The organism is Nonomuraea sp. NPDC050227, from assembly GCF_044459705.1.
Taxonomy (GTDB): domain Bacteria; phylum Actinomycetota; class Actinomycetes; order Streptosporangiales; family Streptosporangiaceae; genus Nonomuraea.
Map to the genome: position 1 here is coordinate 394,569 of NZ_JBITJF010000006.1, position 22,207 is coordinate 416,775.

Consider the following 22,207-nt stretch of genomic DNA (forward strand, 5'->3'; position numbering starts at 1 on the left):
GCCCCCACGACTGCCCCAGCCGGCTTGAGCCACTGGGGAGGCGGCGCCGAGCGCCCTCAGCCGCTCACCTCAACCGGCTGAACCTACACCGCCCCTGCTCACCGACCGGGATGCGGCGCAAGGCGGCCGAGTCGCGGGTCCTGGCGTTCGTTGCGAGGTCGTGGCGCGCTCAGCGCCCTGCTGGCGCAGGTCTTCGACCGCCACCCTGATGAGCCCCTCCTCTCGGCCGCCGACCTCCTGAACTCTGACGAACCCCAAAAAGTCAGTCACCTGACTAACTAGGGGGAGTCCGACCATGCTAGGTTCTCATTAGTCAGTCAGCCAACTAACTGTCGGAACGAGGTATTCATCGTGATCGTCATCACCGGAGCCACCGGAAATGTCGGCCGCACGCTGGTCCGCATCCTCGCGGAGCAGGGCCATGAGGTGACCGCCGTCTCCCGCCGCATCACCAAGGGCGACGTGCCGCCCGGCGTCCGCACGGTCGCCGCCGACCTCTCCCAGTCGTCCGCCGGCATGCCTTCCGCGGCGGATGCGGTCTTCCTCCTCGTCGGCGGGGACCTGATGATGGCCGACGACCCCGCTCGGGTCGTCGCCCAGTTCGCGGGCGCCGGAAAGATCGTCCTGCTCTCTTCCCAGGGAGTGGCCACCCGCCTGGACTCCTTGTCACACGGGCAGGCCTTCGCCGCCTTCGAACAGGTCGTCATGGAGTCCGGCACCGACTGGACCATCCTGCGCCCCGGCGGCTTCGCCTCCAACGCCTACGCCTGGGCCTCGTCCGTCAAGGCGAGCCGCACGATCGCCGCGCCCTTCGGCGAGGTCGGCCTGCCGGTCATCGACCCCGACGACATCGCCGCCGTGGCCGCCGCCGCCCTGACCCAGCCGGGCCACACGAAGGCGATCTACGAACTGACCGGCCCCACGCCAACCACCCCACGCCAGCGCGCGGCCGCCATCGGGGACGCCATCGGCGAGCCCGTCGCCTTCATCGACCAGACCCGGGAAGAGGCCCTCGCCCAGATGCTCACCTTCATGCCCGCCCCGGTGGCCGACACCACCCTCGACATTCTCGGCACCCCCACCCTGCGCGAGCAGACCGTCAGCCCGGATGTCCAGAAGATCCTCGGCCGCGCCCCCGCCACCTTCGCCGACTGGGCCAACCGCAACGCCGCAGCCTTCCGCTGACGGCATGAACCTGTGAGTTCCGAGGACACGGCTGTGGGCTTGCCGGCCGCATGCCGTGCGGAGCAGGAGGCATCGAGAAGATCGCTTCCCGAGAAGGCGGTGATCGTGCATCAGTACTTCTCTGCCGCTCCGAGAACTTCTTTCATGCCATGCCCCGAAGCCCCTCCAGATCACGCCGAAGACCCTTCTCACCTGCACCCTCCTGGCGGGGTGTGCACGAGTAGGGCCGGCCTGGGACGTGAGAGGGGTTGGCAAGATCGCTTCCCGCTCGGACTCGTGTCGGAGCAGGGCGGGTCCCCGAACTCTGGCGCGGGCAGGTGGCCAACCCTTCCCGCGGAAGAACCGGCGTTCCAGTTCTGGGGTCACAGGCTCACAGGTGCACGCCTATGTAGGCCATGTTGCTCATGGGCAGGCCTGTGCTTATCACCTGCTCGCGCAGCTCGCTGCTCATATGCGCATCTTCGAGCTGCTCAACCGCGACGAGGGCATAGGGCCATCTGGCCGATTCCAGCCACGTCTCGGATGATTCCCTACTCGATACGTGCCAGCCGCGCTGCTCCAGCCGATGCACGGCCTCGGTGACCACGTCCTCTTTCGCGTTTCCATCGAGGTGGATCACGAGTCCGTTCATCTCGACGTAGTTGTTCTCCCACTGGTGCCCCACAATGCTGTTTTCGCCGACGACCTGCCCGATGGCCCGTAACTCGGAAAGCGCGACCGGGTCAACGCGCGACACCTGGGGGGCCGAAGTAGAGGTGCAGCACGGCCCAGCCGAGGCCCATCACCACCAGCGCAGCGGCTAACGAGCCCACGAGCGGGACCAAGACGCTCTTCAGGCGATTTCGTCCGTACGACAACCTCACGCCCCCTGCACTTCCTCGACCAACCGATCACAGCCTGGACAGCTCACCGCCGTCCATCATGGCCTGGCGCTCCGTCCACGAAGGAGGCGGCACCAAAACCGAGAAGCCCTGTCGCACCCTGGCCATGCCGAGCCGCTGCGTGGACGTTCCGGACCCCCTCAAGAAGGCCGGCCTCAACCCCCAGGAATGGAGGCCCCGCGAGATGCGGCACAGCTCCACCCAATGCCCCTGGAAGGAGCAGAGGCGATGGACCGGATCTTCCCGGAATCACTATGATCACCAATCCGAACAAGAATACGAAGGATGTCGTATGTGGCCGTTCCGGAGAAAGAAGCAGGAGCAGATCGATCCGGAAGAGCGGTCACCGGAGCTCGGCGTCAAATACAAGGACCTGATGGTCATGCGTCAGCTCACCAAGGCAGGGGCTGATCTTGAGCAGCCTCGTCATGTGATCTTCCACCTGTACGCCCCGACCCTCGATGCCGCTCAGAGCATCGCCAAGGAGGCCAACGGCGCCGGCTTTGGTCTGCGCCCCGAGGTCGGGAAGCCTTCCCCGGAGTCTCCTGACAGCTGGCCGGTGACCTGCGAGGCAACCGCCGTGATCTCACCCGACTTCGTACGGGAGACAGGCAACCTGTTCGACGACCTGGCAGCTCGCCACCACGGCGAATACGACGGTTGGCAGGCCGCAGCCACCCCGTGAGGAATAGTCACTCAGCAACGCGAAAGGCCGCCTCCCACAACGGGGAAGCGGCCTTTGACCTGGGTGGAGATGAGGGGATTCGAACCCCTGACCCCTTCGATGCGAACGAAGTGCGCTACCGGACTGCGCTACATCCCCAAGGACTCGACCAGATTAGCAAACTCCCAAGGGTCCTCGCGCCATCCTCTCAGTCCCCCACCGCCCGTTTGGGCGGTTCGGCGTACTGGTCGAACAGGACGTCGGCGTGCAGCGCGGTCAGGTCGATCACCTCGGCCTCCACCTCGGCCGCCGCCCGGCGCCGCTCGCGGGCCCGTCGCAGCCGCTCAGAGCGCGCCTGGAGGGCCCGCTCGCGGCGTTCGCGATCCACCTGTACGGCGATCCGCAGAAAGGCCATGTACGACAGCATGACGACCACGGACGGAGCCACACCCCACCACGGGATCATCTCGACCCCGGCCGTGACCACCGAGGCGAGGACGAGCAGCGCGGTGAAGAACAACAACCTCCGGCGGCGCGCTACGATGATCGCCCTACGCCGAAACCGGAACTGCCGGACATCGACCTTCTCGACCTCCGGCGCGTCCTCGTCGCCGAGGGTGGCGTCGAGGTTGTCCAGGTCGGGCAGGGCGTGCTCGCCGGTGTAGTGCTCTTCGAGTTCGGCCAGCTCCTGGAGGTTCGTCTTGTCCCGGCGCAACCACATCGGGATCAGGACGCACAGCCACATCACCACAATGGCGACATAGAGGAAGGCGCTGCTCACGACCACCTCCGGGCAGCACGAAAGCGCGTCTGTGCTCGTCGCGCCTTCATTGTGCTCACGTCACGCACCGTAAGACCGTGTGTCACTGATTGACGAGCATTCGGTGCGGTGTGTCGCGAGATCGTCAAACCTCTTCGATCGGAGAACCGCCGTGAGCGGCCGCCTCACGGGCGCGCCGCCACTGTACGAGCAGGCCGCCGGGGACGTCCTCGACGGTCAGCGCGTAGCAGATGTGGTCGCGCCAGGCCCCGTCGATGTGGAGTTGGCGACGCCGAATGCCTTCTTCCCTGAACCCGAGCTTCTCCACCACCCTACGGCTGGCCTGGTTCTCAGGACGGATGTTCGCCTCTAGCCGATGCAATCCGGTGGTGAAAAAGCAATGATCGACGGCCAGGGCCAGGGCGGTGGGGATGATGGCCCGCCCGGCCAGCGCGCCGTCCACCCAGTAACCGACCTGGGCGGAACGGGCAGATCCCCACACGATGGCCCCCACGGTGAGCTGCCCGGCGAAGCGGCCGCCGTAGGTGACCACCCAGGGCAGCGCCAGCCCCTGCCTGGCCTCCCGGCGCAGGGTGCCGACCATGGAGACGTACGGGCCGAGCCCCGTCCTGAACAGCGGGGTCTCGGGGTTGCTCGGTTCCCAGGGACGCAGCCAGTCGGCGTTGCGCAACCTGGTCTCGCGCCAGACGCGTACGTCGCTCAGCCGCAGCGGCCGCAGGCCTACCGGGCCCTCGTTCAGAATCGCCGGCCAGCCACGAAGTCGATCCACGCCTCTCATCATCCCCCCATCGGGCTCGATGTCGCCACGGATCATCGATCGGCAGACCGAAACCTGGTCAGCGGGGGTGGTCGCCGCCCTTCATCTGCTCGACGGCGTGCCGCAGGACGGGCGCGAGCACCGCGACCCCATCCCGGACGCCCCCGGACGAGCCGGGCAGATTCACGATCAACGTGTCACCCGCCTGACCGGCCAGCCCCCGGGACAGGACCGACTTGGGCACCTTGTCGCGATTCGCCAGGCGAATGGCCTCCGCTATACCGGGAATTTCCCTGGTGATCACGCGGGCGGTCATCTCCGGCGTCAGGTCGAGGGGCGTGAGCCCGGTGCCGCCGGTGGTGACGATCACGTCGTAACCCTGCGCGACGCCGTCCCGCAGCGCCGCCTCGACCGCGTCGCCGTCGGGGACGACCACAGGCCCCGAGACCTCGCAGCCGGCGTCGGACGCCAGCAGCTCGGCCAGCAACGGCCCTGACTTGTCGGCATAAATCCCGGCGGACGCGCGGTTCGACACGGTCACCACGAGCGCCCTGATCACGTGGCTTCCCTGGTCCACAGACCGGTCTTGCCGCCCACCTTCTCCTCCACCCGGACATCGGTGATCACGGCGGCCGGATCGACCGCCTTGACCATGTCGATCAGCGCCAGCGCGGCCACGGTGACGGCGGTCAGCGCCTCCATCTCCACCCCGGTGCGGTCGGCCGTCCGCACCCGGGCGGTGATCGCCACGCCCCAGTCCTCGACGTCGAGCACGACCTTGACGCCGTGCAACGCGATCGGGTGGCAGAGCGGGACGAGGTCGGGCGTGCGTTTCGCCCCCATGATCCCGGCGATCCTGGCCACCCCCAGCGCGTCGCCCTTGGGCACCTCGCCCGACCGCAGCAGCGCCACCACCTCGGACGACAGCAGCACCCGCCCGGTCGCCGTCGCGCTACGGGCGGAGACGTCCTTGGCCGAGACGTCGACCATGCGCGCCGCACCCGTCTCGTCGAGGTGCGTGAACTCGCTCAAATCCGGATCACCTCCACCTCGGACCCGCCGGGCACCTCGGTCACGTCCTCCGGCACCACGATCAGCGCGTTCGCCGAGGCCAGGGCCGCGAGCTGGTGGGAGCCCTGCCCGTGGACCGGCGCGACCGTGCCGTCGGAGGACAGCACGCCGCGCAGGTACGAGCGCCGGCCCGACGGCGAGCGCAGCGCCGCGGTGACGTAGGCGGTCACCGGGGCCGTGTCGGTGGGCAGGCCGCGCATCTTGTCGAGCGCGGGGCGGACGAACAGCATGAACGACACGAAGGAGGACACCGGGTTGCCCGGCAGGGCGAAGATCGGCACCCGGTCGTCGCCCAGGACGCCGAAGCCCTGCGGCATGCCGGGCTGCATCGCGACCTTCTCGAACCGGACCGTGCCGAGCGGCGACAGCGCCTCCTTGACGGGCTCGTAGGCCCCCATGGAGACCCCGCCGCTGGTGATGATGGCGTCGGCGCGCACCAGATGGGTGTCGAGCTGGTCGAGCAGCACGGCGGGATCGTCGCCGACGGACCCCGCGCGGAACCCCTCGGCGCCCGCCTCGCGGACCGCGGCCGTCAGGGTGAAGCTGTTGGAGTCCCAGATCTGCCCGCGGTTCAGCGGCGCCCCCGGTTCGACCAGCTCGGCGCCGGTCGAGATGACGACGACGCGCGGCTGCGGACGCACCCACACGCGCCGCCGGCCCACACCGGCGATGATCCCGAGCTGGGCCGGCCCGATCACCGTGCCGGCCTTGAGCACCACCTCGCCCGCCTGGACGTCCTCGCCCGCCCGGCGAATCGCGTTACCGACCGGGACATCCCGATTGATCCGGACGGAGACCGTGCCGCCGTCCGTCCACTCCACCGGTACGACGGAGTCCGCCCCGGCCGGCATCGGCGCCCCGGTCATGATGCGGACGGCATGCCCGGGGCCCACCGCCCGCAACTCGTCGGAGCCGGCGGCGACGTCGTCGATCACCGGCAGCGTGCCGGGGACGTCCTCGGCCCTGACCGCGTAGCCGTCCATCGCGGAGTTGTCGAACGGCGGCAGCGGCACCGGCGAGGAGACGTCCTCGGCCAGCGTCGTGCCTAGCGCCCGCTCCAGCTCCAGCTCCAGAGGCGCCAGCGGACGCACAGTGGCCAGGATCTCGGCCAGATGCGCGTCAACCGATCTCATCGAGGAACTCCCGCAGCCACGGCACGAACTCCGGCGCCAGATCCTCGCGATCGGCGGCGAACTTCACCACCGTGCGCAGATAGTCGAGCTTGTCGCCGGTGTCGTACCGCCGCCCGCGGAACAGCACGCCGTGCACCGGCCCGCCCTGCTCGGAGCCGCGGCCGGCCAGCGTGCGCAGCGCGTCGGTGAGCTGGATCTCGTTGCCACGCCCCGGCGGGGTGTTCTCCAGGACCTCGAAAATGGCGGGATCGAGCACGTATCGCCCGATGACCGCCCATGTGGAGGGCGCCTCGTCCACCGGCGGCTTCTCCACCAGGTCGGTCACGCGCACGACGTCGTCCTCGACGGTGCCGGCGATGGTGGCCACGCCGTAGAGCGAGACCTGCTCCCTCGGCACCTCCATCAGCGCCACCACGCTGCCGCCGAACGTGTCACGCACCTCGATCATGCGCTTGAGCAGCTGGTCGCGGTAGTCGATCAGGTCGTCACCGAGCAGGCAGGCGAACGGGTGGTCGCCGACGTGCTGCTTGGCGCACAGCACCGCGTGCCCGAGCCCCTTCGGCTCGCCCTGCCGCACGTAGTGCAGCGTGGCGAGCGAGGCGGGCTCGCGGACCTGGGACAACCGTTGCTCGTCGCCCTTGGCCTCCAGGGCCTCTTCCAGCTCGAACGCGCGGTCGAAGTGGTCTTCGATGGACCGCTTGTTCTTGCCGGTGACCATGAGGACGTCGAGGAGCCCGGCGGAGGCCGCCTCCTCGACGACATACTGGATCGCGGGCTTGTCGACGATAGGCAACATCTCTTTGGGTGTCGCCTTGGTCGCCGGGAGGAACCGGGTGCCCAGACCCGCGGCGGGCACGACGGCTTTCGTCACAGGGTCGAAGTCAGCCATGAGTAGACCCTAGTGGAGGTACCTGTGGACAAGCTGAACCTGCGTCGCCGACTGCTCGCGGCGCGTACCGCTCTCCCCCCCGAACAACTGCGGGCAAACGCCACCAAGGTCCGCGAGACGCTGCTCGAACAGCCGTGGGTCCAGATGGCCGGTCTGGTGGCCTGCTACTGGTCGGCGGGGTCGGAGCCGGAGACGCACGGTCTCGTGTTCGCTCTGTGGAAACACGGCGCGACGGTGATCCTTCCGGTGCTGAAAGAGGACAATGACCTGGATTGGGCGGTCTACGACGGCCCGGACACGCTCGCCCCTGGCCGCTTCGGCATCATGGAACCGGTCGACACGCGCCGGGGCGTCGACGCCGTCCGCACGGCCGCGCTGGTGATCGTGCCCGCCCTCGCGGTCGACCGCCGCACGGGGGTGCGGCTCGGACGCGGCGGCGGTTCGTACGACCGCGCGCTGGCCAGGGTGGGGCCCAACGTCCCCACGGTGGCCCTGCTGCACGACGGCGAGCTGATCGACGACGTGCCCGCCGAGCCGCACGACCACCGGGTCCGTTTTGCGATGACGCCGCGCGGACTCACTAGGCTTATGTGACCGAAGGGACGAGAGGGGGCTGGATGACGCTTGATGTCTGGCTCCTGATCGGCGCCGGAATTGTCATCGCGGCCATCGCGTCCGTACGCATCACGCATCGCAGCGGTCTGCCCAGCCTTCTCCTCTTCCTGGCCCTCGGCCTGGTTCTGGGGGCTTCGGGGTTCGGCGCCAAGCTGGAGAGCCCGCAGACCGTCCAGCAGATCGGCCTGATCGCGCTGGCGGTGATCCTGGCCGAGGGCGGTCTGACCACGACCTGGTCGCACGTCCGCAAATCGGTGCCGCTCGCCCTGATCCTGGCCACCGTCGGCGTGACGGTGAGCATCGTGGTCGTGGCGCTGGCCGTCCAGGGGCTGCTCGGCATGGATCCGACCGCGGCGCTGGTCCTCGGCGCCGTGCTGGCCTCGACGGACGCGGCCGCCGTCTTCTCGGTGCTGCGCAGGTTGCCGCTCCCGACCCGGTTGGCGGGGGTTCTGGAGGCGGAGTCCGGATTCAACGACGCCCCCACGGTCATCGCCGTCGTGCTGCTCAGCGGGGCGTCCCGGCGGCCGGCGTCAGTGGGAACGTTCCTGCTGGAGACGGCCATCGAGCTGGTCATCGGCGCGGCCGTGGGCCTCGCGGTCGGACCGGCGGGCGCGTACGCGCTGCGCCGCGTCGCCCTCCCCGCCTCCGGCCTCTACCCGATCGCCGTGCTCGCCCTCACCTTCGTCTCCTACGGCGGCGCGGTGCTGCTGCACGGCTCCGGCTTCCTGGCCGTCTACCTCACGGCCCTCATCCTGGGCAATTCGCGCCTGCCCCACCGCGCCGCGACGAGAGGGTTCGCCGAGGGCGCGGCGTGGCTGGCGCAGATCGGGCTGTTCGTCATGCTCGGACTGCTGGCCACCCCCAAGGAGCTGCCGTCGGCCATCGTGCCGGGCGTGATCGCCGGGTCCGTGCTGGTGATGGTGGCCCGCCCGCTGTCGGTGCTGGTCAGCTCGACCGTGGCCCGGGTGTTGCGGCTGGATCGGGTGAGCTGGCGCGACCAGGCGTTCCTGTCGTGGGCGGGGCTGCGCGGCGCGATCCCCATCGTGCTGGCGACCATCCCGTGGGCGTCCGGCGTGCAGGGCTCGAAGGAGATCTTCAACTGGGTCTTCGTGATCGTGATCGTGTTCACGCTGCTGCAGGGGCCCACACTGCCGTACGCGGCCCGGCTGCTCGGGGTGAGCGCGCCGGGCGAGGCGCACGACCTGGAGGTGGAGTCCGCGCCGCTGGAGGAGCTCAAGGCGGACCTGCTCCAGGTCAAGGTGCCCGCCGGGTCGCGCCTGCACGGCGTGGAGGTCTTCGAGCTGCGCCTGCCCGCCGGAGCCGCCGTCACGCTCGTGGTCCGCGACGGCAAATCGTTCGTACCGGACAACAGCACCCGCGTCCGGGCCGACGACCAGCTCCTGGTGGTCACCACGGCCGCCTGCCGTGACCAGGTCGAACGCCGCCTGCGCGCGGTGAGCCGCAGCGGCAAGCTGGCCGGTTGGTACGGGGAGCGGGGGTTGGAATAGGTGTTTGGCCCAATCGGTTAGCATTAGCAGTCGCATCGCTCGAGTGCCAGAACGTATAAGGAGGAGCGCGTGCCGACCTACCAGTACGCCTGCAACGACTGCGGCGAGCAGCTCGAAGTCGTGCAGAAGTTCACCGACGATGCGCTGACGGTGTGCCCCAACTGTCAGGGCAACCTGCGGAAGGTGTTCTCCGCCGTCGGCATCGTGTTCAAGGGTTCGGGCTTCTACCGCACCGACAACCGCTCGTCCTCGACGTCCTCCGCCTCTTCGACCACCCCGTCGAAGCCGGCCGAGAGCAAGTCGAGCGAGTCGTCGTCCGCGTCGTCCTCGTCGTCGTCCACCCCGGCGCCGGCGCCCGCCGCGGCTTCCAACTAGGCGCGTCACCCCGCCCGCATGGGCGGGGGCCTCATCGAGGCCGGTCGGCGTACGCGCCGAGCAGTTCCGGCGCGATGCGATCGACGAGCCGCGTCAGCTGTGGATCGGGCCCCCAGTCGGCCACGAGCCTGCTCAGCCCCTCGCGTGAGCAGCGCACGAGCCCCAGGGCCGCCCGGTCCCCCTTCGGCGTGAGCCGCAGCCGCTCGCCGTCCTCAGAACGTTCCACCAGCCCCTCGTCCACCAGCCGGTCGACGTGGGGCCGTCCGTGCGCCCTGCTCACCTTGGCGCACTCGGCCAGTTCGCCCGCGCCGACCCAGCCCTTGCCGTTGAGCCTGGCGAGCACCCACACCCCGGGCGGCGCGAGGCCGCTCAGCCCGGCCAGCGCCCCGAGCCTTTCGTAGTAACCCCTGCGCAGGTCGGCGTCGGCGAGCCGCATGAGCCCCCGTTCGACCTCCTCCAGCGACGACCGCTCGGCCGACGTGGCGCCCAGCCCCTCGCCCAGGTCCGCCGCCTTGGTGGTCTCCCTGAGCCGCGTCTGCGGGATGAACCAGCTCAGCGCGAACGCGCCGAACATCACCGGCGCGGCCACCCGGAAGACGGTGGCGATGGCGTCGGCGTACACATGGAGGAACTGACCGGCCAGCGCGGGAGGCAGCCGCTGGATGACGGTCGGGTCGCGCTGGATCCTGGACGGGTCGAACCCCGCCGGCAACCGGGCCCTGGCCAGCACCTCCCGCAGGTCGCCGTTGAGCGCGCCGGTGAAGACCGCCCCCAGCGTGGCGACCCCGAAGGAGCCGCCGATCGACCGGAAGAACGTCGCCCCCGAGGTGGCCACGCCGAGGTCCTTGAAGTCGACGGCGTTCTGCACGACGATCACCAGCACCTGCATGGTCATCCCGAGCCCGACGCCGAGCACCAGCAGGTAGCCGCCCATCGTCAGCAGGCTGCTGCGCTCACTCAGCCCGGACAGCAGGAACAGCCCCGCCGTCGCCACGGCCGTGCCCGCGATGGGCAGGAAGCGGTATCTGCCGGTCTTCGAGATCACCAGCCCGCTGACGATCGACATCGTGAGCATCCCGGCCATCATCGGCAGCAGGTACACCCCGGACAAGGTGGGGCTCACCCCATGCGCGACCTGCAGGAACAGCGGCAGGAACGTGAGCGCCCCGAACATCGCGAACCCCACCACGAACCCCACCGCGGACGACATCGCGAACGCCCGCACCCGGAACAGCCCCAGCGGCAGCACCGGCTCGGCGGCCCGCCGCTCGACGGCCACCCACGCCGCGACCAGCGCCGCCGCCCCCAGCGCCAGGCCGGCGATGACCGGGCTCGCCCAGGGATAGGTCGTGCCGCCCCAGGTCGTGATGAGCACCAGGCACGAGGTCGCGCCGCCGAGCAGCATCACCCCGGCGTAGTCGATGCGATGGCTGGTGCGCGTGTCGTCGCCGGGCAGCGCCGCCGCGATCACGCCCAGGGCGATCGCGCCCAGGGGAAGGTTGACGTAGAACACCCAGTGCCAGGACAGATGGTCGACGAACAGCCCGCCGAGCAGCGGCCCCACGATGCTGCTGACGGCGAAGACGGCGCCGAAGAAGCCCTGGTAGCGCCCTCGTTCGCGGGCCGAGACCACGTCGCCCACGATCGCCTGCGCGAGCACCATGAGCCCGCCGCCGCCCAGCCCCTGGATCGAGCGGAACCCGATCAGCTCCCCCATGTTCCGGCTCAGCCCGCACAGGGCCGATCCGAGGAGGAAGATGATGATCGCGGCGATGAAGAGCTTTTTGCGGCCGTACTGGTCGCCCAGTTTGCCCCACAACGGCGTGGAGACGGTCGAGGCGAGCATGTAGCCCGTCACCACCCAGGAGAGCTGCTCCAGCCCGCCCAGGTCGCTCACGATCGTCGGCAGGGCCGTGGAGACTATGGTCTGGTCGAGGGAGGCCAGCAGCATGCCGAGCATCAGCGCGAGGATGATGAGGCCCAGCCCTTTTTGCCGCATGCGGCGATCCTACTCTTCGTACTGGTGTGCGTACGCTCCGCGTTCAGGGGGTGATCTCGCGCCTGCGCGGTTGTCCACAGAACGGCGTTCGGCGTTCTCGCCGCCCTCGGCCGTCCGGCTACTCTCGGCGCCATGGTCACTCGCGCAGACATCGGCGTCCTCGGCGGCTCGGGCTTCTACTCCCTGCTCGACGACGCGGAGGAGATCGAGCTCTCCACCCCCTACGGGCCGCCCAGCGACGTCGTCACCGTCGGCCGCATCGGCTCGCGCTCGGTCGCGTTCATCCCCCGGCACGGCCGGGACCACCGATTCCCTCCCCACCGCATCCCCTACCGCGCAAACCTGTGGGCGCTGCGCTCGCTCGGCGTGACGCAGGTGCTCGCCCCCAGCGCCGTCGGTTCACTCAGGGCCGAGTACGGCCCCGGCGCCATCGTCGTGCCCGACCAGATCGTCGACCGCACCTCGGGCCGGCCGCAGACGTACTACGACGTCTCGGGGGCCGTCCACGTGTCCTTCGCCGACCCCTACTGCCCGTCGGGCAGAGCCGCGGCCGTGGCCACGGCCCGCTCCACCGGCTGGGGCGACGTCGTCGACGGCGGCACGCTGGTGGTCATCGAGGGCCCTCGCTTCTCCAGCCGGGCCGAGTCCCAGTGGTTCGCCGCCAACGGGTGGTCGATCGTGGGCATGACCGGCTATCCCGAGTCGGTGCTGGCCCGCGAGCTGGCCCTGTGCTACACCTCGCTCTCCCTGGTGACCGACCACGACGCCGGGGTCGAGGCCGGTCAGGGCGTGACCCACGACGAGGTGCTGGAGTTCTTCGCCCGCAACGTCACCCGCATGCGCACGCTGATCGCCGAGACCGTCCAGGCCCTGCCCACCGACCGCACGTGTCCCTGCGGCTCGGCCCTCGACGGCATCAAGCTGCCCTTCGAGCTGCCGTGAGCAGGCAGCCGGCCTGGCTGCGGCCGTGGGCCCGGCGGCGTCGTCCGATCGCGGCGGTCCTGGCCGCGGTGGGCGTCCTGTCGGCCTATGTCGCTCTCCGTCCCGCTGCGGGCCCTGAGGTCCTCGTCGCCGCCCGCGACCTAACCCCTGGCCCGCTGCGTCCCGGTGACCTCCGTCCGGAGCCGCTCGCCCGTCCGCCCGACGGGGCCATCCGGTCGTACGCGGCGGGCCGCTACCTCGCCGGGCCCATGCGCCGGGGCGAGCCGCTGACCGACGCCCGCCTGCTCCATCCCGTGCCGCTGCCGCCGGGCACGGTGGCCGCCCCTGTCCGCATCGCCGACCCCGACGCCGTCGCCCTCATCCGCCCCGGCTCGACCGTCGGCGTCCTGGCCGCCGGGGAGGGCGGTCAGCCGGCCCAGCTCATCGCCGACGACGTCCGCGTGATCACCATCCCGCGTCCCGCCGACGACTCCCGTACCGGCGGTGCGCTGGTGGTGCTGGCGGCGACCCCGTACCAGGCGGCCCAGCTGGCGGGCGCCCAGACATCGGGCCGCCTCTCCATCACCTTCAAGAGTTAACTGAGAGTAATCGTTCGACTACGATTCTCGGCCATGAACGGATTCAAGAAGTTCCTCATGCAGGGCAACGTCCTCGACCTGGCGGTCGCGGTGGTCATCGGGGCGGCCTTCAACTCGATCGTGCAGTCGTTCGTCGCCGACCTGCTGACCCCACTCATCTCGGCCTTCGGCGGCCTGCCCGACTTCTCCTCGCTGAAGGTCACCGTCGGCGCGTCCCACTTCATGTACGGCAAGTTCGTCAACGCGGTGATCTCGTTCCTGATGATCGCGGCGGTGATCTACTTCCTGGTCGTCAAGCCGTACACGCATTTCAAGGAGCGCGCGGCGGCCCAGGTCGAGGCCAAGACCCGCGACTGCCCCGAATGCCTGTCGGAGATCCTGAAGGCCGCCTCCCGCTGCGCCTTCTGCAGCGCCGAGGTCGTGCCCGCCTAGAGCTGCGAGTCGATCTTCGGGTCGTACTCCCAGTGCCACGGCTCGAACGGGCTGCTGTAGGCCCAGGCGGGATGGAACCACCCGTACCTCTTGGAGTTCTTCTCCATCCACACGAACTCCGTGGACCGGAACCGCTCCACGCCACCGCACAGGTCCACAGCCAGCCCGAGACCGTGGTTGCTCCGCCCCGGCACGGCCGCGAACCCCGGCCGCCGGTAGTAGACGGACTGCTGCTCGGCCAGGCTCCGGTAGGCGTCCGTCACGCAGATCGCCTTGCCGAACCGCCTCCGGTAGGCCTCGTTCAGGCTGACGAAGGCGATGGTGGCGTCCGCCCGCAGACTGAAGCCCTTCTGCTGCAACGGACAGAGCATGCTCTTGGGGATGAGCCCGTTGGGGTAGTTGTTGGCCGTGGCGGCCTGAAGAGGGTTGCAGCCCAGCGCCGCCCGTCCGACCTTGTCGATCTTGATGCCCAGCTTCACCAGCGCCGCGGTGAGCGACTTGACGATCTTGTCCGAACGCTGCCTGAGCGTGTCGATCTCGGCCGCCATCTGAGCCTCGGCCAGCAGGTTGCCCGCCCTCAACTCCTGAGCCTCGGCGGCCAGCCGCTCGGCCTCCTTGTACAGGGTGCTGGTCTGCTCCACGGCCTGCTGCCGTACCCGGACCATCTCCGTCGAGTCCGAGAGCGCCCGCAGGGTGCCGACGCCGGCGTCCCCCGACAGGAACGGCACCACGCCGTCCGCCCCGACGGGCTGCTCATAGAGCAGCTCCGCGAGCTGCGAGACCGGCTGCCGGATCACCGCGAGCCTGCGCTCCAGATCCTGCAGCCCGTTCAGCTTGGTCTTGAGCTCCTTCTCGGACGCCGCGATCGTGGCACGCCGCTTCTCCAGCGCCTTGGTGGCGTCCTCAAGCTCCTTGGCCGACTTCTCGGCCTCCTTGCGCAGCTCCGCCAGATTGCTCGGATCCCGCCGCTCCACCTGGGTCCGCGCCTGCGCCTGAACCGCTGATGGCACGAAGAGAGAAGCCATCGCCATGACGACCGCGATCAGACCCGCTGATCGAGGGGATGGCACGTTCGACTCCTCCGTTTGCACACTCGTTACCCGGGTCAGGCACGCACGTTACTACAGCCCCCTGAGTGTCCGGACCGAACTCCGAAGAGCTGCTATGAGACAAAAAGCGCACTATGTACGGCTCCCCCTCCCCACCAGCGGCATCGCATCCCTACCTCCACCCTCGCCCCCGAACAGTGCGCCTTGACCTCTCTGTCGGTGTTCAGGCGGCCCGTGAGGCGCTGTCACTGCGCAACCCCGAAAGACGGCTGCGAGAGCGCGCACACTGGCCACCCGGACCAACCGCACCCCTGCCTGTCATGCACGGTTGCACCCCTCCTGCACCGCCGCACCGCACACACCCAGACCTCCGGGCGCCCTGGCATGACATGGCCCCCGCGACTCCACCTGGGCTCTCTTGCGGTGGTTCGTCTCCGCCGTCCGCTACGGCACCGGCACCCTTTCTCACCTCTCCGAGGCCTTTGGCGTCTCTTGTCACGAGGACCGCGACCCCTTACAAAGACCCGCGACGCCCCCCCTTTGCGGACTCTTCCACCCTCTGAGCTTCGGCGGCTCGTCCTCTTCCGGGAACGGTGCTCACCAGACCCTTGCGACCAGTCCCTTCTGAGATCACCGCCGACAGCGTGTCCAGACCTCCGAGTCTGTCGCGGTCTGTTGGGCACAACGGGAGGTCATCCCAAGAGCTGCGCCACTCGACCTACAGTCCTCCACGAGCTGCGCAACGTCGCCGAGCCATTCCTGACCTCACCTCAGCCCTTGGCTTCAGAACCTTCACTCCAGCCGCGCAGTCGCACGCATGCCCCCTACCAAGAGGGACCAGGCCATACGCAACGACCTCCAGCGTGCCCACCGAGCCGACGTACCCTGCCCCAGCAGCGCAGTGCCCCCTGATCGGGAAACCCCCACCGCAACCAACACCAACCCCCAAGCCACTCCCGCGCCTAACCGCCCCCGAGACACAGCAACACGGGGAGATAGTTCACTGGCCTAGCCGGCGGCCGGCGGCCTGGGGCGCCGGCGCACCCCGCGACCACACCCTCCTCAACCAACGCCCCTCGTCAACTTCACAAACCCGACAACCAGCCATAGCGGGCATTCTGTGCCGCCTCCTGCTCCCGCTCCCGGCACATGTCCCACAGCCAGGTGTCCTCCCACTCCCCCGCACACCCAGGCGAGGACCGCGAAGCCTCAGGCGCGTACGGCTCCTCCTCAACCACAGGATCCGGCTCCGGCGCAGGCGCGGGCACCGAGGACCGCACCTCCAACGCCTCAGACACCTCGGCGACCTTCCGCACAGGCGCCGGAATCACCCCTTCGTACCGCCGATCAGGATGAGCAGGCGCGGGCATCCACACGGGCTCGAACGCCAACCGCACCGCCCTCCGCTCCTCCATCCCCACCGGCGCACCAACTCCCTCGAACCCCCGCATCTCCCCCGCCAACAGTCCGCCGGCAAGAATCGCCGGCGCCAGCAACGCCCCGAACAACACAACGGGCCGCCTACGAGCTTGCGTGGATCGCCTCCTGGTCACAGGCAGAAGCTAGCCACGCACGAAGCACCGGAATCCGACCGCTTGCCATGCCTTTACCGCAGCTCAGAGCACCCATAACCAACCTCACCAAACTGACCCCGGCCCGGCGGCCCACGCACTGCCCAACTTTCGCTAGGCTTACGAGAGTCCGCCTCCGTAGCTCAGGGGATAGAGCACCGCTCTCCTAAAGCGGGTGCCGCAGGTTCGAATCCTGCCGGGGGCACCAGGTTCCACCAGCAGCAAAGCGCCCTTGACCAGTGAAAACAGCGGTCGAGGGCTGCTTCATGTGTCCGGCGGTGTCCGGCCGTCTCTGATCATCTCCGGCTGATCCTTCCCAATGTCTTCCCAACAACGCAGCGTGATTCTCGATGCGAGGCGCCTTGATGACGTGCGAGGCAGGGCTTGCCGCATGGCCGCGCCCCTCAGCAGGACCTACCAGCGACGCATGTCCCAGTCCGTCACGTCATCGGCAGCAGCGATTCGTTTGTCCACGTAACTGGCCGCCTGGTCCCACCAGCTGCTGTACGACACAGGGCCGAGCGCAAGACGCAGGACACCCTCAGGCGGGTCCTGCGGTATCCGCGGGAGTTCGATCACCTGGTAGGCAGCGACGCTGTTCGCGTTGAGTGACCTCAACCGGTGCAGCGCTTCCGCCAGCCACGGTTCAGGGTTTTCACCGGGAGGCTGAGGTGCCAGCAAATGCGGCTCGATGTGCGGACGCAGCACTTCATGCGCGATCGGCAACGCCGTCAGCGCGATGTTGTCGAGGTCCTTGCCCTGCTCCGGCGGAACAACCAGGAAGGTTATCTTCACGGGAACGGGAACCGAGAGGAAGCGGAACATCGGATATCGCGTCCTGAAACCCTCCATGCGCTCACGGAGAGCCAGCTTGAACGTTTCACCTTCGCGGCTGTTACGTGGCAGCCCTGGCAGCCTCAGCGTCAAGGGGTGCGCCAAGAGCTGTTGGCGGCTCATGGTGCGGCTATCGCGAAGAAGGTCACCGAATCGACTGCGATACGGCTCGGGACTATGCGGCGGCACCGACTGGGAGATGCCGTCGAAGTACATGCATAACCCGCTGAAAAAACCCGAATCGATCTGCGCGAGAACAGCCTCCTGAAACCGCATCAGCCAGTAGAACCGACCCGACTGTTCGATCTACTCCCATAACTCGGCGTCACTATCATGACGCCCGCGAACACCCCAGTCGTCGTCGAAGTCGTCAGGGAGGTCCGGCGCTTCAAACGGGCTGGACTCGTCATCCTCGTCATCGGTGAACCGGAGCCGGTTGGCCATCGTCAGGTCGGCGACGACGTCGCGGCCCGGCCGCGCGACAAGTCTCGTCCGCCCGGCGCGCCCACCACCGGTGTGTGAAGCGCCGCCGGCTGACCGCCTGGCTGGCACGGTCGTAGACATCAGCTCGCCTACCTCTCCGAGCCCGGGGGCGACAGCGGCCCACGGATCGGGAAGGTCTGACGGTGCCGTCAGCTCGGCCCACGACTCGTCACGGTTCCACGCCTGATCCAGATGCACGTACAGGTATTTGACCTGCCGGTCGTCCCGGTAGAGCACGCTACGTCGGCGGGGAAGGACGGGCGAGTTGGAACGGCCGAGAAGGTCAAGAACGTTCTTGGCGACACGGTGAATCGCGGGCGGATTCTTACGCGTGGTCTCGAAATACAGGTCTAGCGCGACCGGCCCCGTGAAGGGTCGCCGCCTGGCAGCGACCATGTGGTCAACAACCTGCTGCTGGAAGGCAACAGCTAAGCGGTGACCTCTGGCCCCTTTTTGCTCCGGCTCACCTTCGATCGTCATGTACAGAGTTCGAAGCAAGCGGATCTGTCGCTGGAGTAACCAGAAGTCGTCCGGCACCTTCCACGCTTCTTTCACATCCACCTCCCTGACTTGCCATAGGTATGGCGTGGCTATCGGGTCTTCGACGCCTTGGCAGCCCTTGTCGGCCAGGATCAGGACGCCGGCTCGCTCCAGCGCGCGGGGATGCCCCCGATGCGGGCGGCGGTCAGGCGTAGGTGCTGCCCGGCAAGGAGCCGGAGGTCCAAGATGATCGTGCCGTTTGGGGAGGCGGATGATTCCGGCCACATAGGTCAGCGTCGAGCGCGACAAGTTGGCGGCAGCACGATAGAAAAGCATCCGAGCCCTCGGTGGTGACGGTGTTGATTGTGTTGATCCACCTGCCTGCCAGAGGTTCTCTACATCTTCAGGCAAACGCCGGACTCGCGATCACGCTGTGGCTGTTGCCGAGGATAAACTACCCAGTCGTGATTCTTCGCCCGTCTTGGTGAACTCGTCGAATGCTGCGGTTCCTGAATAACCAATGAGGAATCCAATTAAAATTCCTCCCCAGAAATCTTCGACCGTAACGAATGTCTGCGCATCGGATTTTCGAGCTGAGAAAATTATGGCGGCGCCGCTGAGAATTAGCGAGAGTAGCAGGCTTCCGACGCTCGCCCCCAACTGGTTGCCGACAAGGAGATCCAGCGTTTTGCCGTTCTGCAGCGATCTGCCAATGCTGCCGATCGCGCCCCCTAGAACACCTCCCAGTATAATGCTCCACAATGCCGCTTTAACCGGCACAATCACTGTCGTCGTATTGGAGAATAGCGGAATAGAGGCAGGCTCCGCAGAGTTCGATTTTATGAGGGGATTCAAGGTATATATGACGGTCAACTGGAGTCGATATTGAGCTGGGATGAAGAAAGGGCTCCTGTTGCTGCCGAGCCTGATTGTCCACACGTCTGTGCATCCTGGCTCTAAAGCTGCACCCTCGGGCAGTGTGCCACGCAGCGGTACTCGCTCGACATCATCATAACCTACTGTTGCATTGCGAACGGTCACCACCGATCCGTCAGACATGTCGAGGTTCATATTTTTTGCCACAGACTCCTCCAAGAGAAGTTGGGCGTTACCCGAAATAGCTACAAAGATACCGCCACGCATGGCTTTGAGCGCATCCCTGTCTACCTGCTGCTGCATCTGAAGGTCGTGGACTTTCCTTTGCAGGGCACCTCTTTGGGTATCATCTTCCGGTAGACCTGAAATTTGGTTTTCCAGCTTTGAAATCGTCTCGGACCTGTAGCGCATTCGGTCCTCGATCTTGTCGATGGCAGGTGAGGAATGTTCGGGCCTTGCCTCGCGCGTCACCGGTCGCCACCTTAGCTGTGTCGGCAGGCTCAGCTCGACAGAGCGGATCCACAGCCGCTGCCCGAAGGGATTGTTAACGTGTAAATACAGGGTGAAGTCTGTGCCAGCGTAGACTTCTGGCACCGAAAGATCGACAGATAGGTCCAGGAGTCCCAGTTGCGATGAGTTGGCTTCGGAAGCGTTATCCATGCTCGGCATTTTATGGACGAGCATCCCGCAGTGAGGTCCTTTTGATGAGATGCGTCGCAGAGCCGGGGCCCCCGCACGGTTCCTTCAACCGGACCAGGCCGCTTCACATCGCCGTTCACCGACGGACGATGAAGAGGCTTCTGCACACTCGCGCTCTGATGCCTGCAAAGCGCCCGCAGGGATGGCGATGCAGCTTGTGATGCCTGCTCTTCGCCCTGGACCGAACATGTCCCTGGTGGCGTTTGCGGCCCTTACCAACCGTCGTATGCACCCTGCGTTCAGCCGACCGACGGGCGACCCGCTGGGACGTAGCTTCCGTTCGCAGGACAGAGGGAGTAGGGCTAACAGGGCGAGGAGTGGGAGAGGTTGGGACGCCTCTCCCCTCCTGCAATGACATGGCGGCCACCTGGAGTGCTGGCAGTTGGTGAGGCCGTTGGCCTGCTTGCCCGACAGAGAATCCTAGACCGCATCCAAAACCCAGGGTTCCGGTGAACGCGAGAGCCAGCCACAGTCCCCGCCAACTGCGGCGAGGCCGCGATGGAGTCCTGCGAATGAAGGCGGACGGCGGAAGGTTGGACATCGTCACCCCCGATTTCACGAGCTGATGGTTTCTAGACGATCACTTCTGGCTATCGGTTCGCATGAGTAGCCCCAGGAAGATCCGATCGACTGACCAGGCTCCCCCGCCTACTCACCGAGAGCGTCGGCGATCCTCCTTTTGGCCGCTTCGTCCTGGCCGACGATGCATTTGGCATAGATGCGTAGGAGCACATCGACGCTGTGTCCGGCCCATTCGGCTACCTGGGGTGCGGGGGCTCCGGCGTTGAGCCAGGTGGAGACGCAAGCGTGGCGGAGGTCGTACGGGCGGGCGGCCAGTGGTGAGGCGAACTCTTTCTCTGTCAGGGCCTTCTTCCGGGCTGCCTTCCAGGCGCGGCGGTAGGTGATGAACGGCAGTTCGCTCACCTTGACGCCGTAGAACAGGCGGCCCTGCGGCCCCTGGTCGAACGTTGCGAGATGGGCTCGCAGGATCCGCACCAGAGGTGGCGGGATGGGCACCGTACGGCTGTGGCCGACAGCGCGGTGTTTGAGCGCACGTTCCTCTCGCGCCTTGCCGCTGTCCGTCCAGTCCCGACCGGCGTACGGCGCGGCCTTGACGAGGTGCAGCTCTCCCCAGGCGTTGGCCGGCTCCTCCATCTCACCGGTCTCCGCGTCCTCTCGGAGAGGCGGAAGGGTGACGTTGTCTCGGCGTAGGTTGACGGCCTCCTCCGGGCGCAGGGCGGCGTAGTACATGAGGGCGAAGAACGCCGCGAGACGTTCGCCACTCGGCTTCTGTGCGGCCACGGCCGCGAGCAGCGCCTTGGCCTGGGTGTGGTTGACGACGCTGCGCCGGTCCACCTCGTAGGCGTTGGCCGGCGGCTTCCACTTGAGCGTCTTGAGTGGGTTGGCGGGCAGGAGCTTGAGTTCCACGGCGTAGTCGAGGGCGTTGGACAGCAGCATGCGATGCTTGCGGACGGTGCTGGGAGCGGCGCGCGTGCCATCGAGTAGGGACGTTGCGGACTCCAGCAGGTCGCGGACGAGGCCGGCGTCGTCGATGAGTGCCGAGATGGGCTTGGTGTTGTCGGCCAGCCAGCGCAACGCGTCCGCGGCCTCGTCGGGTGCTTGCTGGCGTTGCTTGGTGTTGAAGCCCCAGCGGTGCATGGCTGAGCGCAGTGCGCGGTCGTCTGGCTTGCCGCGGGTGGTGGTGTACATGGCGGGTGTGGCGGCGGTGAGGGCGCGGGCGATGTCCTGGCGGTACTTGGCGGCGGCGTTCTTCCATTTCATGTCGGCGAACTTGCAGGCGAAGTCGTACCAGCTCATCTCGGGGCGGTCGGTGCGGGCCCAGGAGACGGGTTCGCCAGTGAGGGTGCTGAAGCCTTCGCCGCTGCGGGCGGCGGTGAGCAGGGCACCACGGAAGGTCTCGGCCTGGGCAGCGAGCTTGAACGATCGCTTCCAGGTCTTCGTAGTGGTCTGCCAGGCCACGCGGTAGGAGGTGACTTTGCTTTCCTTGTTCCTGCGGGTCTCGATGGCGTAGACGCGGACGTTGTAGGTGAGGTCCTTCATCAGGCGGCGTCCTCCATCGTGGCGAGCCAGCGGTCCAGGTCGGCACGGCGGATGCGAAGGTCGCCGTTGGGCAGCTTGAGGCAGCGCGGGGCGCGGCCCTTGGCTCGCCAGTCGTAGAAGGTCGAGCGGGAGATCTGGAGTTCGGTGCAGAGGTCGGCGAGGGTGAGCATGCCTCGCTGGGTGGTGCCGGTGGCCAAGTGCGGCTCCTTGCGGATCAGGTGGTTGGGTGTTCGGCCCCGTGCTTGGTGGCTGTGGGCCGGGAGTTGATCAGGACGAAGGAAGAAGAAAGAACGGGCGGTACGTGATGGAGCCGGGATGGTGGTGATCGGCTTCGTTCGTGGCAG

At 67.6% G+C, this 22,207-nt stretch carries 22 protein-coding genes and 2 tRNA genes; 9 read left to right on the forward strand and 15 right to left on the reverse strand.

Annotated features, from left to right (window positions below):
• Positions 1-351: 351 nt before the first annotated feature.
• On the forward strand, positions 352-1,185 hold the full coding sequence (locus ACIBK9_RS25365; protein WP_397161538.1) for an SDR family oxidoreductase: 834 nt from the start codon (positions 352-354) through the stop codon (positions 1,183-1,185).
• A 370-nt stretch (positions 1,186-1,555) separates the two neighbouring features.
• On the opposite strand, the gene ACIBK9_RS25370 is transcribed toward ACIBK9_RS25365, so the two are convergent.
• Positions 1,556-1,921 carry a hypothetical protein gene (locus tag ACIBK9_RS25370; protein ID WP_397161539.1) on the reverse strand — a complete coding sequence of 122 codons (366 nt, stop codon included), beginning with the start codon at positions 1,919-1,921 and terminating at the stop codon, positions 1,556-1,558.
• A 437-nt stretch (positions 1,922-2,358) separates the two neighbouring features.
• On the opposite strand from ACIBK9_RS25370, the gene ACIBK9_RS25375 reads away from it, so the two are divergent.
• A complete protein-coding gene (locus ACIBK9_RS25375) occupies positions 2,359-2,751 on the forward strand; it encodes a ribonuclease E inhibitor RraB (RefSeq protein WP_397161540.1) in 393 nt (130 codons plus the stop codon).
• A gap of 64 nt (positions 2,752-2,815) precedes the next feature.
• Here the strand turns inward: ACIBK9_RS25375 and ACIBK9_RS25380 are convergent.
• The 7 genes from ACIBK9_RS25380 to galU form a co-directional block, all read right to left on the reverse strand.
• Positions 2,816-2,889 (reverse strand) — tRNA-Ala (locus ACIBK9_RS25380).
• A 49-nt stretch (positions 2,890-2,938) separates the two neighbouring features.
• Positions 2,939-3,511, reverse strand: coding sequence for a hypothetical protein (locus ACIBK9_RS25385; protein WP_358301048.1), 573 nt, complete (start codon positions 3,509-3,511; stop codon positions 2,939-2,941).
• A gap of 124 nt (positions 3,512-3,635) precedes the next feature.
• Positions 3,636-4,289, reverse strand: a complete 654-nt coding sequence (locus ACIBK9_RS25390; protein ID WP_397161709.1) for a GNAT family N-acetyltransferase — start codon at positions 4,287-4,289, stop codon at positions 3,636-3,638.
• A 58-nt stretch (positions 4,290-4,347) separates the two neighbouring features.
• Positions 4,348-4,827 carry a molybdenum cofactor biosynthesis protein B gene (locus ACIBK9_RS25395; RefSeq protein ID WP_397161541.1) on the reverse strand — a complete coding sequence of 160 codons (480 nt, stop codon included), beginning with the start codon at positions 4,825-4,827 and terminating at the stop codon, positions 4,348-4,350.
• Positions 4,824-5,258 carry a cyclic pyranopterin monophosphate synthase MoaC gene (moaC, locus tag ACIBK9_RS25400; RefSeq protein ID WP_397161710.1) on the reverse strand — a complete coding sequence of 145 codons (435 nt, stop codon included), beginning with the start codon at positions 5,256-5,258 and terminating at the stop codon, positions 4,824-4,826. The genes ACIBK9_RS25395 and moaC overlap by 4 nt, the downstream gene beginning before the upstream one ends.
• Positions 5,259-5,296: 38 nt before the next feature.
• Positions 5,297-6,472 carry a gephyrin-like molybdotransferase Glp gene (glp, locus tag ACIBK9_RS25405; RefSeq protein WP_364341110.1) on the reverse strand — a complete coding sequence of 392 codons (1,176 nt, stop codon included), beginning with the start codon at positions 6,470-6,472 and terminating at the stop codon, positions 5,297-5,299.
• Entirely contained in the window at positions 6,459-7,361 is a 903-nt protein-coding gene (gene galU, locus ACIBK9_RS25410) for a UTP--glucose-1-phosphate uridylyltransferase GalU (protein ID WP_364341108.1), read from the reverse strand. The genes glp and galU overlap by 14 nt, the downstream gene beginning before the upstream one ends.
• A 24-nt stretch (positions 7,362-7,385) precedes the next feature.
• Between galU and ACIBK9_RS25415 the strand changes: the two genes are divergently transcribed.
• The 3 genes from ACIBK9_RS25415 to ACIBK9_RS25425 all read left to right on the forward strand — a co-directional run bounded on the left by ACIBK9_RS25415 (position 7,386) and on the right by ACIBK9_RS25425 (position 9,859).
• On the forward strand, positions 7,386-7,955 hold the full coding sequence (locus tag ACIBK9_RS25415; protein ID WP_358301060.1) for a 5-formyltetrahydrofolate cyclo-ligase: 570 nt from the start codon (positions 7,386-7,388) through the stop codon (positions 7,953-7,955).
• A gap of 23 nt (positions 7,956-7,978) precedes the next feature.
• Positions 7,979-9,484, forward strand: coding sequence for a potassium/proton antiporter (locus tag ACIBK9_RS25420; protein WP_397161542.1), 1,506 nt, complete (start codon positions 7,979-7,981; stop codon positions 9,482-9,484).
• Positions 9,485-9,553: 69 nt separating this feature from the next.
• The gene (locus ACIBK9_RS25425) at positions 9,554-9,859 is read left to right on the forward strand and encodes an FmdB family zinc ribbon protein (protein WP_352366385.1); all 306 of its coding nucleotides are present in this window, start codon (positions 9,554-9,556) and stop codon (positions 9,857-9,859) included.
• Positions 9,860-9,890: 31 nt separating this feature from the next.
• Here ACIBK9_RS25425 and ACIBK9_RS25430 read toward each other — a convergent pair whose 3' ends face one another.
• Positions 9,891-11,858: an MFS transporter gene (locus tag ACIBK9_RS25430; RefSeq protein WP_397161543.1), complete on the reverse strand. Its 1,968-nt coding sequence runs from the start codon at positions 11,856-11,858 to the stop codon at positions 9,891-9,893.
• Between the two features lie 132 nt (positions 11,859-11,990).
• Between ACIBK9_RS25430 and ACIBK9_RS25435 the strand changes: the two genes are divergently transcribed.
• The 3 genes from ACIBK9_RS25435 to mscL are packed head-to-tail and all read left to right on the forward strand — an operon-like array spanning position 11,991 to position 13,810.
• Positions 11,991-12,800 carry an S-methyl-5'-thioadenosine phosphorylase gene (locus ACIBK9_RS25435; protein WP_397161544.1) on the forward strand — a complete coding sequence of 270 codons (810 nt, stop codon included), beginning with the start codon at positions 11,991-11,993 and terminating at the stop codon, positions 12,798-12,800.
• Positions 12,797-13,378 (forward strand): Flp pilus assembly protein CpaB, encoded by a 582-nt coding sequence (locus ACIBK9_RS25440; protein WP_397161545.1) that lies wholly within the window; start codon positions 12,797-12,799, stop codon positions 13,376-13,378. Before ACIBK9_RS25435 ends, ACIBK9_RS25440 begins: the two co-directional genes overlap by 4 nt.
• Before the next feature lie 33 nt (positions 13,379-13,411).
• Positions 13,412-13,810 carry a large conductance mechanosensitive channel protein MscL gene (gene mscL / locus ACIBK9_RS25445; RefSeq protein ID WP_397161546.1) on the forward strand — a complete coding sequence of 133 codons (399 nt, stop codon included), beginning with the start codon at positions 13,412-13,414 and terminating at the stop codon, positions 13,808-13,810.
• Here the strand turns inward: mscL and ACIBK9_RS25450 are convergent.
• A complete protein-coding gene (locus ACIBK9_RS25450; protein WP_352366392.1) occupies positions 13,807-14,820 on the reverse strand; it encodes a D-alanyl-D-alanine carboxypeptidase family protein in 1,014 nt (337 codons plus the stop codon). The two genes, mscL and ACIBK9_RS25450, sit on opposite strands and share 4 nt — an antisense overlap.
• Before the next feature lie 1,742 nt (positions 14,821-16,562).
• On the opposite strand from ACIBK9_RS25450, the gene ACIBK9_RS25455 reads away from it, so the two are divergent.
• Positions 16,563-16,638, forward strand: a tRNA-Arg gene (locus tag ACIBK9_RS25455).
• A 206-nt stretch (positions 16,639-16,844) separates the two neighbouring features.
• On the opposite strand, the gene ACIBK9_RS25460 is transcribed toward ACIBK9_RS25455, so the two are convergent.
• From ACIBK9_RS25460 to ACIBK9_RS25480, 5 genes are all read right to left on the reverse strand, one after another.
• Positions 16,845-17,540 carry a hypothetical protein gene (locus ACIBK9_RS25460; RefSeq protein ID WP_397161547.1) on the reverse strand — a complete coding sequence of 232 codons (696 nt, stop codon included), beginning with the start codon at positions 17,538-17,540 and terminating at the stop codon, positions 16,845-16,847.
• 30 nt (positions 17,541-17,570) lie between these two features.
• The gene (locus ACIBK9_RS25465; RefSeq protein WP_397161548.1) at positions 17,571-18,563 is read right to left on the reverse strand and encodes a hypothetical protein; all 993 of its coding nucleotides are present in this window, start codon (positions 18,561-18,563) and stop codon (positions 17,571-17,573) included.
• 90 nt (positions 18,564-18,653) lie between these two features.
• Positions 18,654-19,763 (reverse strand): hypothetical protein, encoded by a 1,110-nt coding sequence (locus tag ACIBK9_RS25470; RefSeq protein ID WP_397161549.1) that lies wholly within the window; start codon positions 19,761-19,763, stop codon positions 18,654-18,656.
• Positions 19,764-20,450: 687 nt separating this feature from the next.
• A complete protein-coding gene (locus ACIBK9_RS25475; RefSeq protein WP_397161550.1) occupies positions 20,451-21,863 on the reverse strand; it encodes a tyrosine-type recombinase/integrase in 1,413 nt (470 codons plus the stop codon).
• Complete coding sequence (locus ACIBK9_RS25480; RefSeq protein ID WP_397034421.1) at positions 21,863-22,060, reverse strand: helix-turn-helix transcriptional regulator; 198 nt, start codon at positions 22,058-22,060, stop codon at positions 21,863-21,865. Before ACIBK9_RS25480 ends, ACIBK9_RS25475 begins: the two co-directional genes overlap by 1 nt.
• Positions 22,061-22,207: the final 147 nt, after the last annotated feature.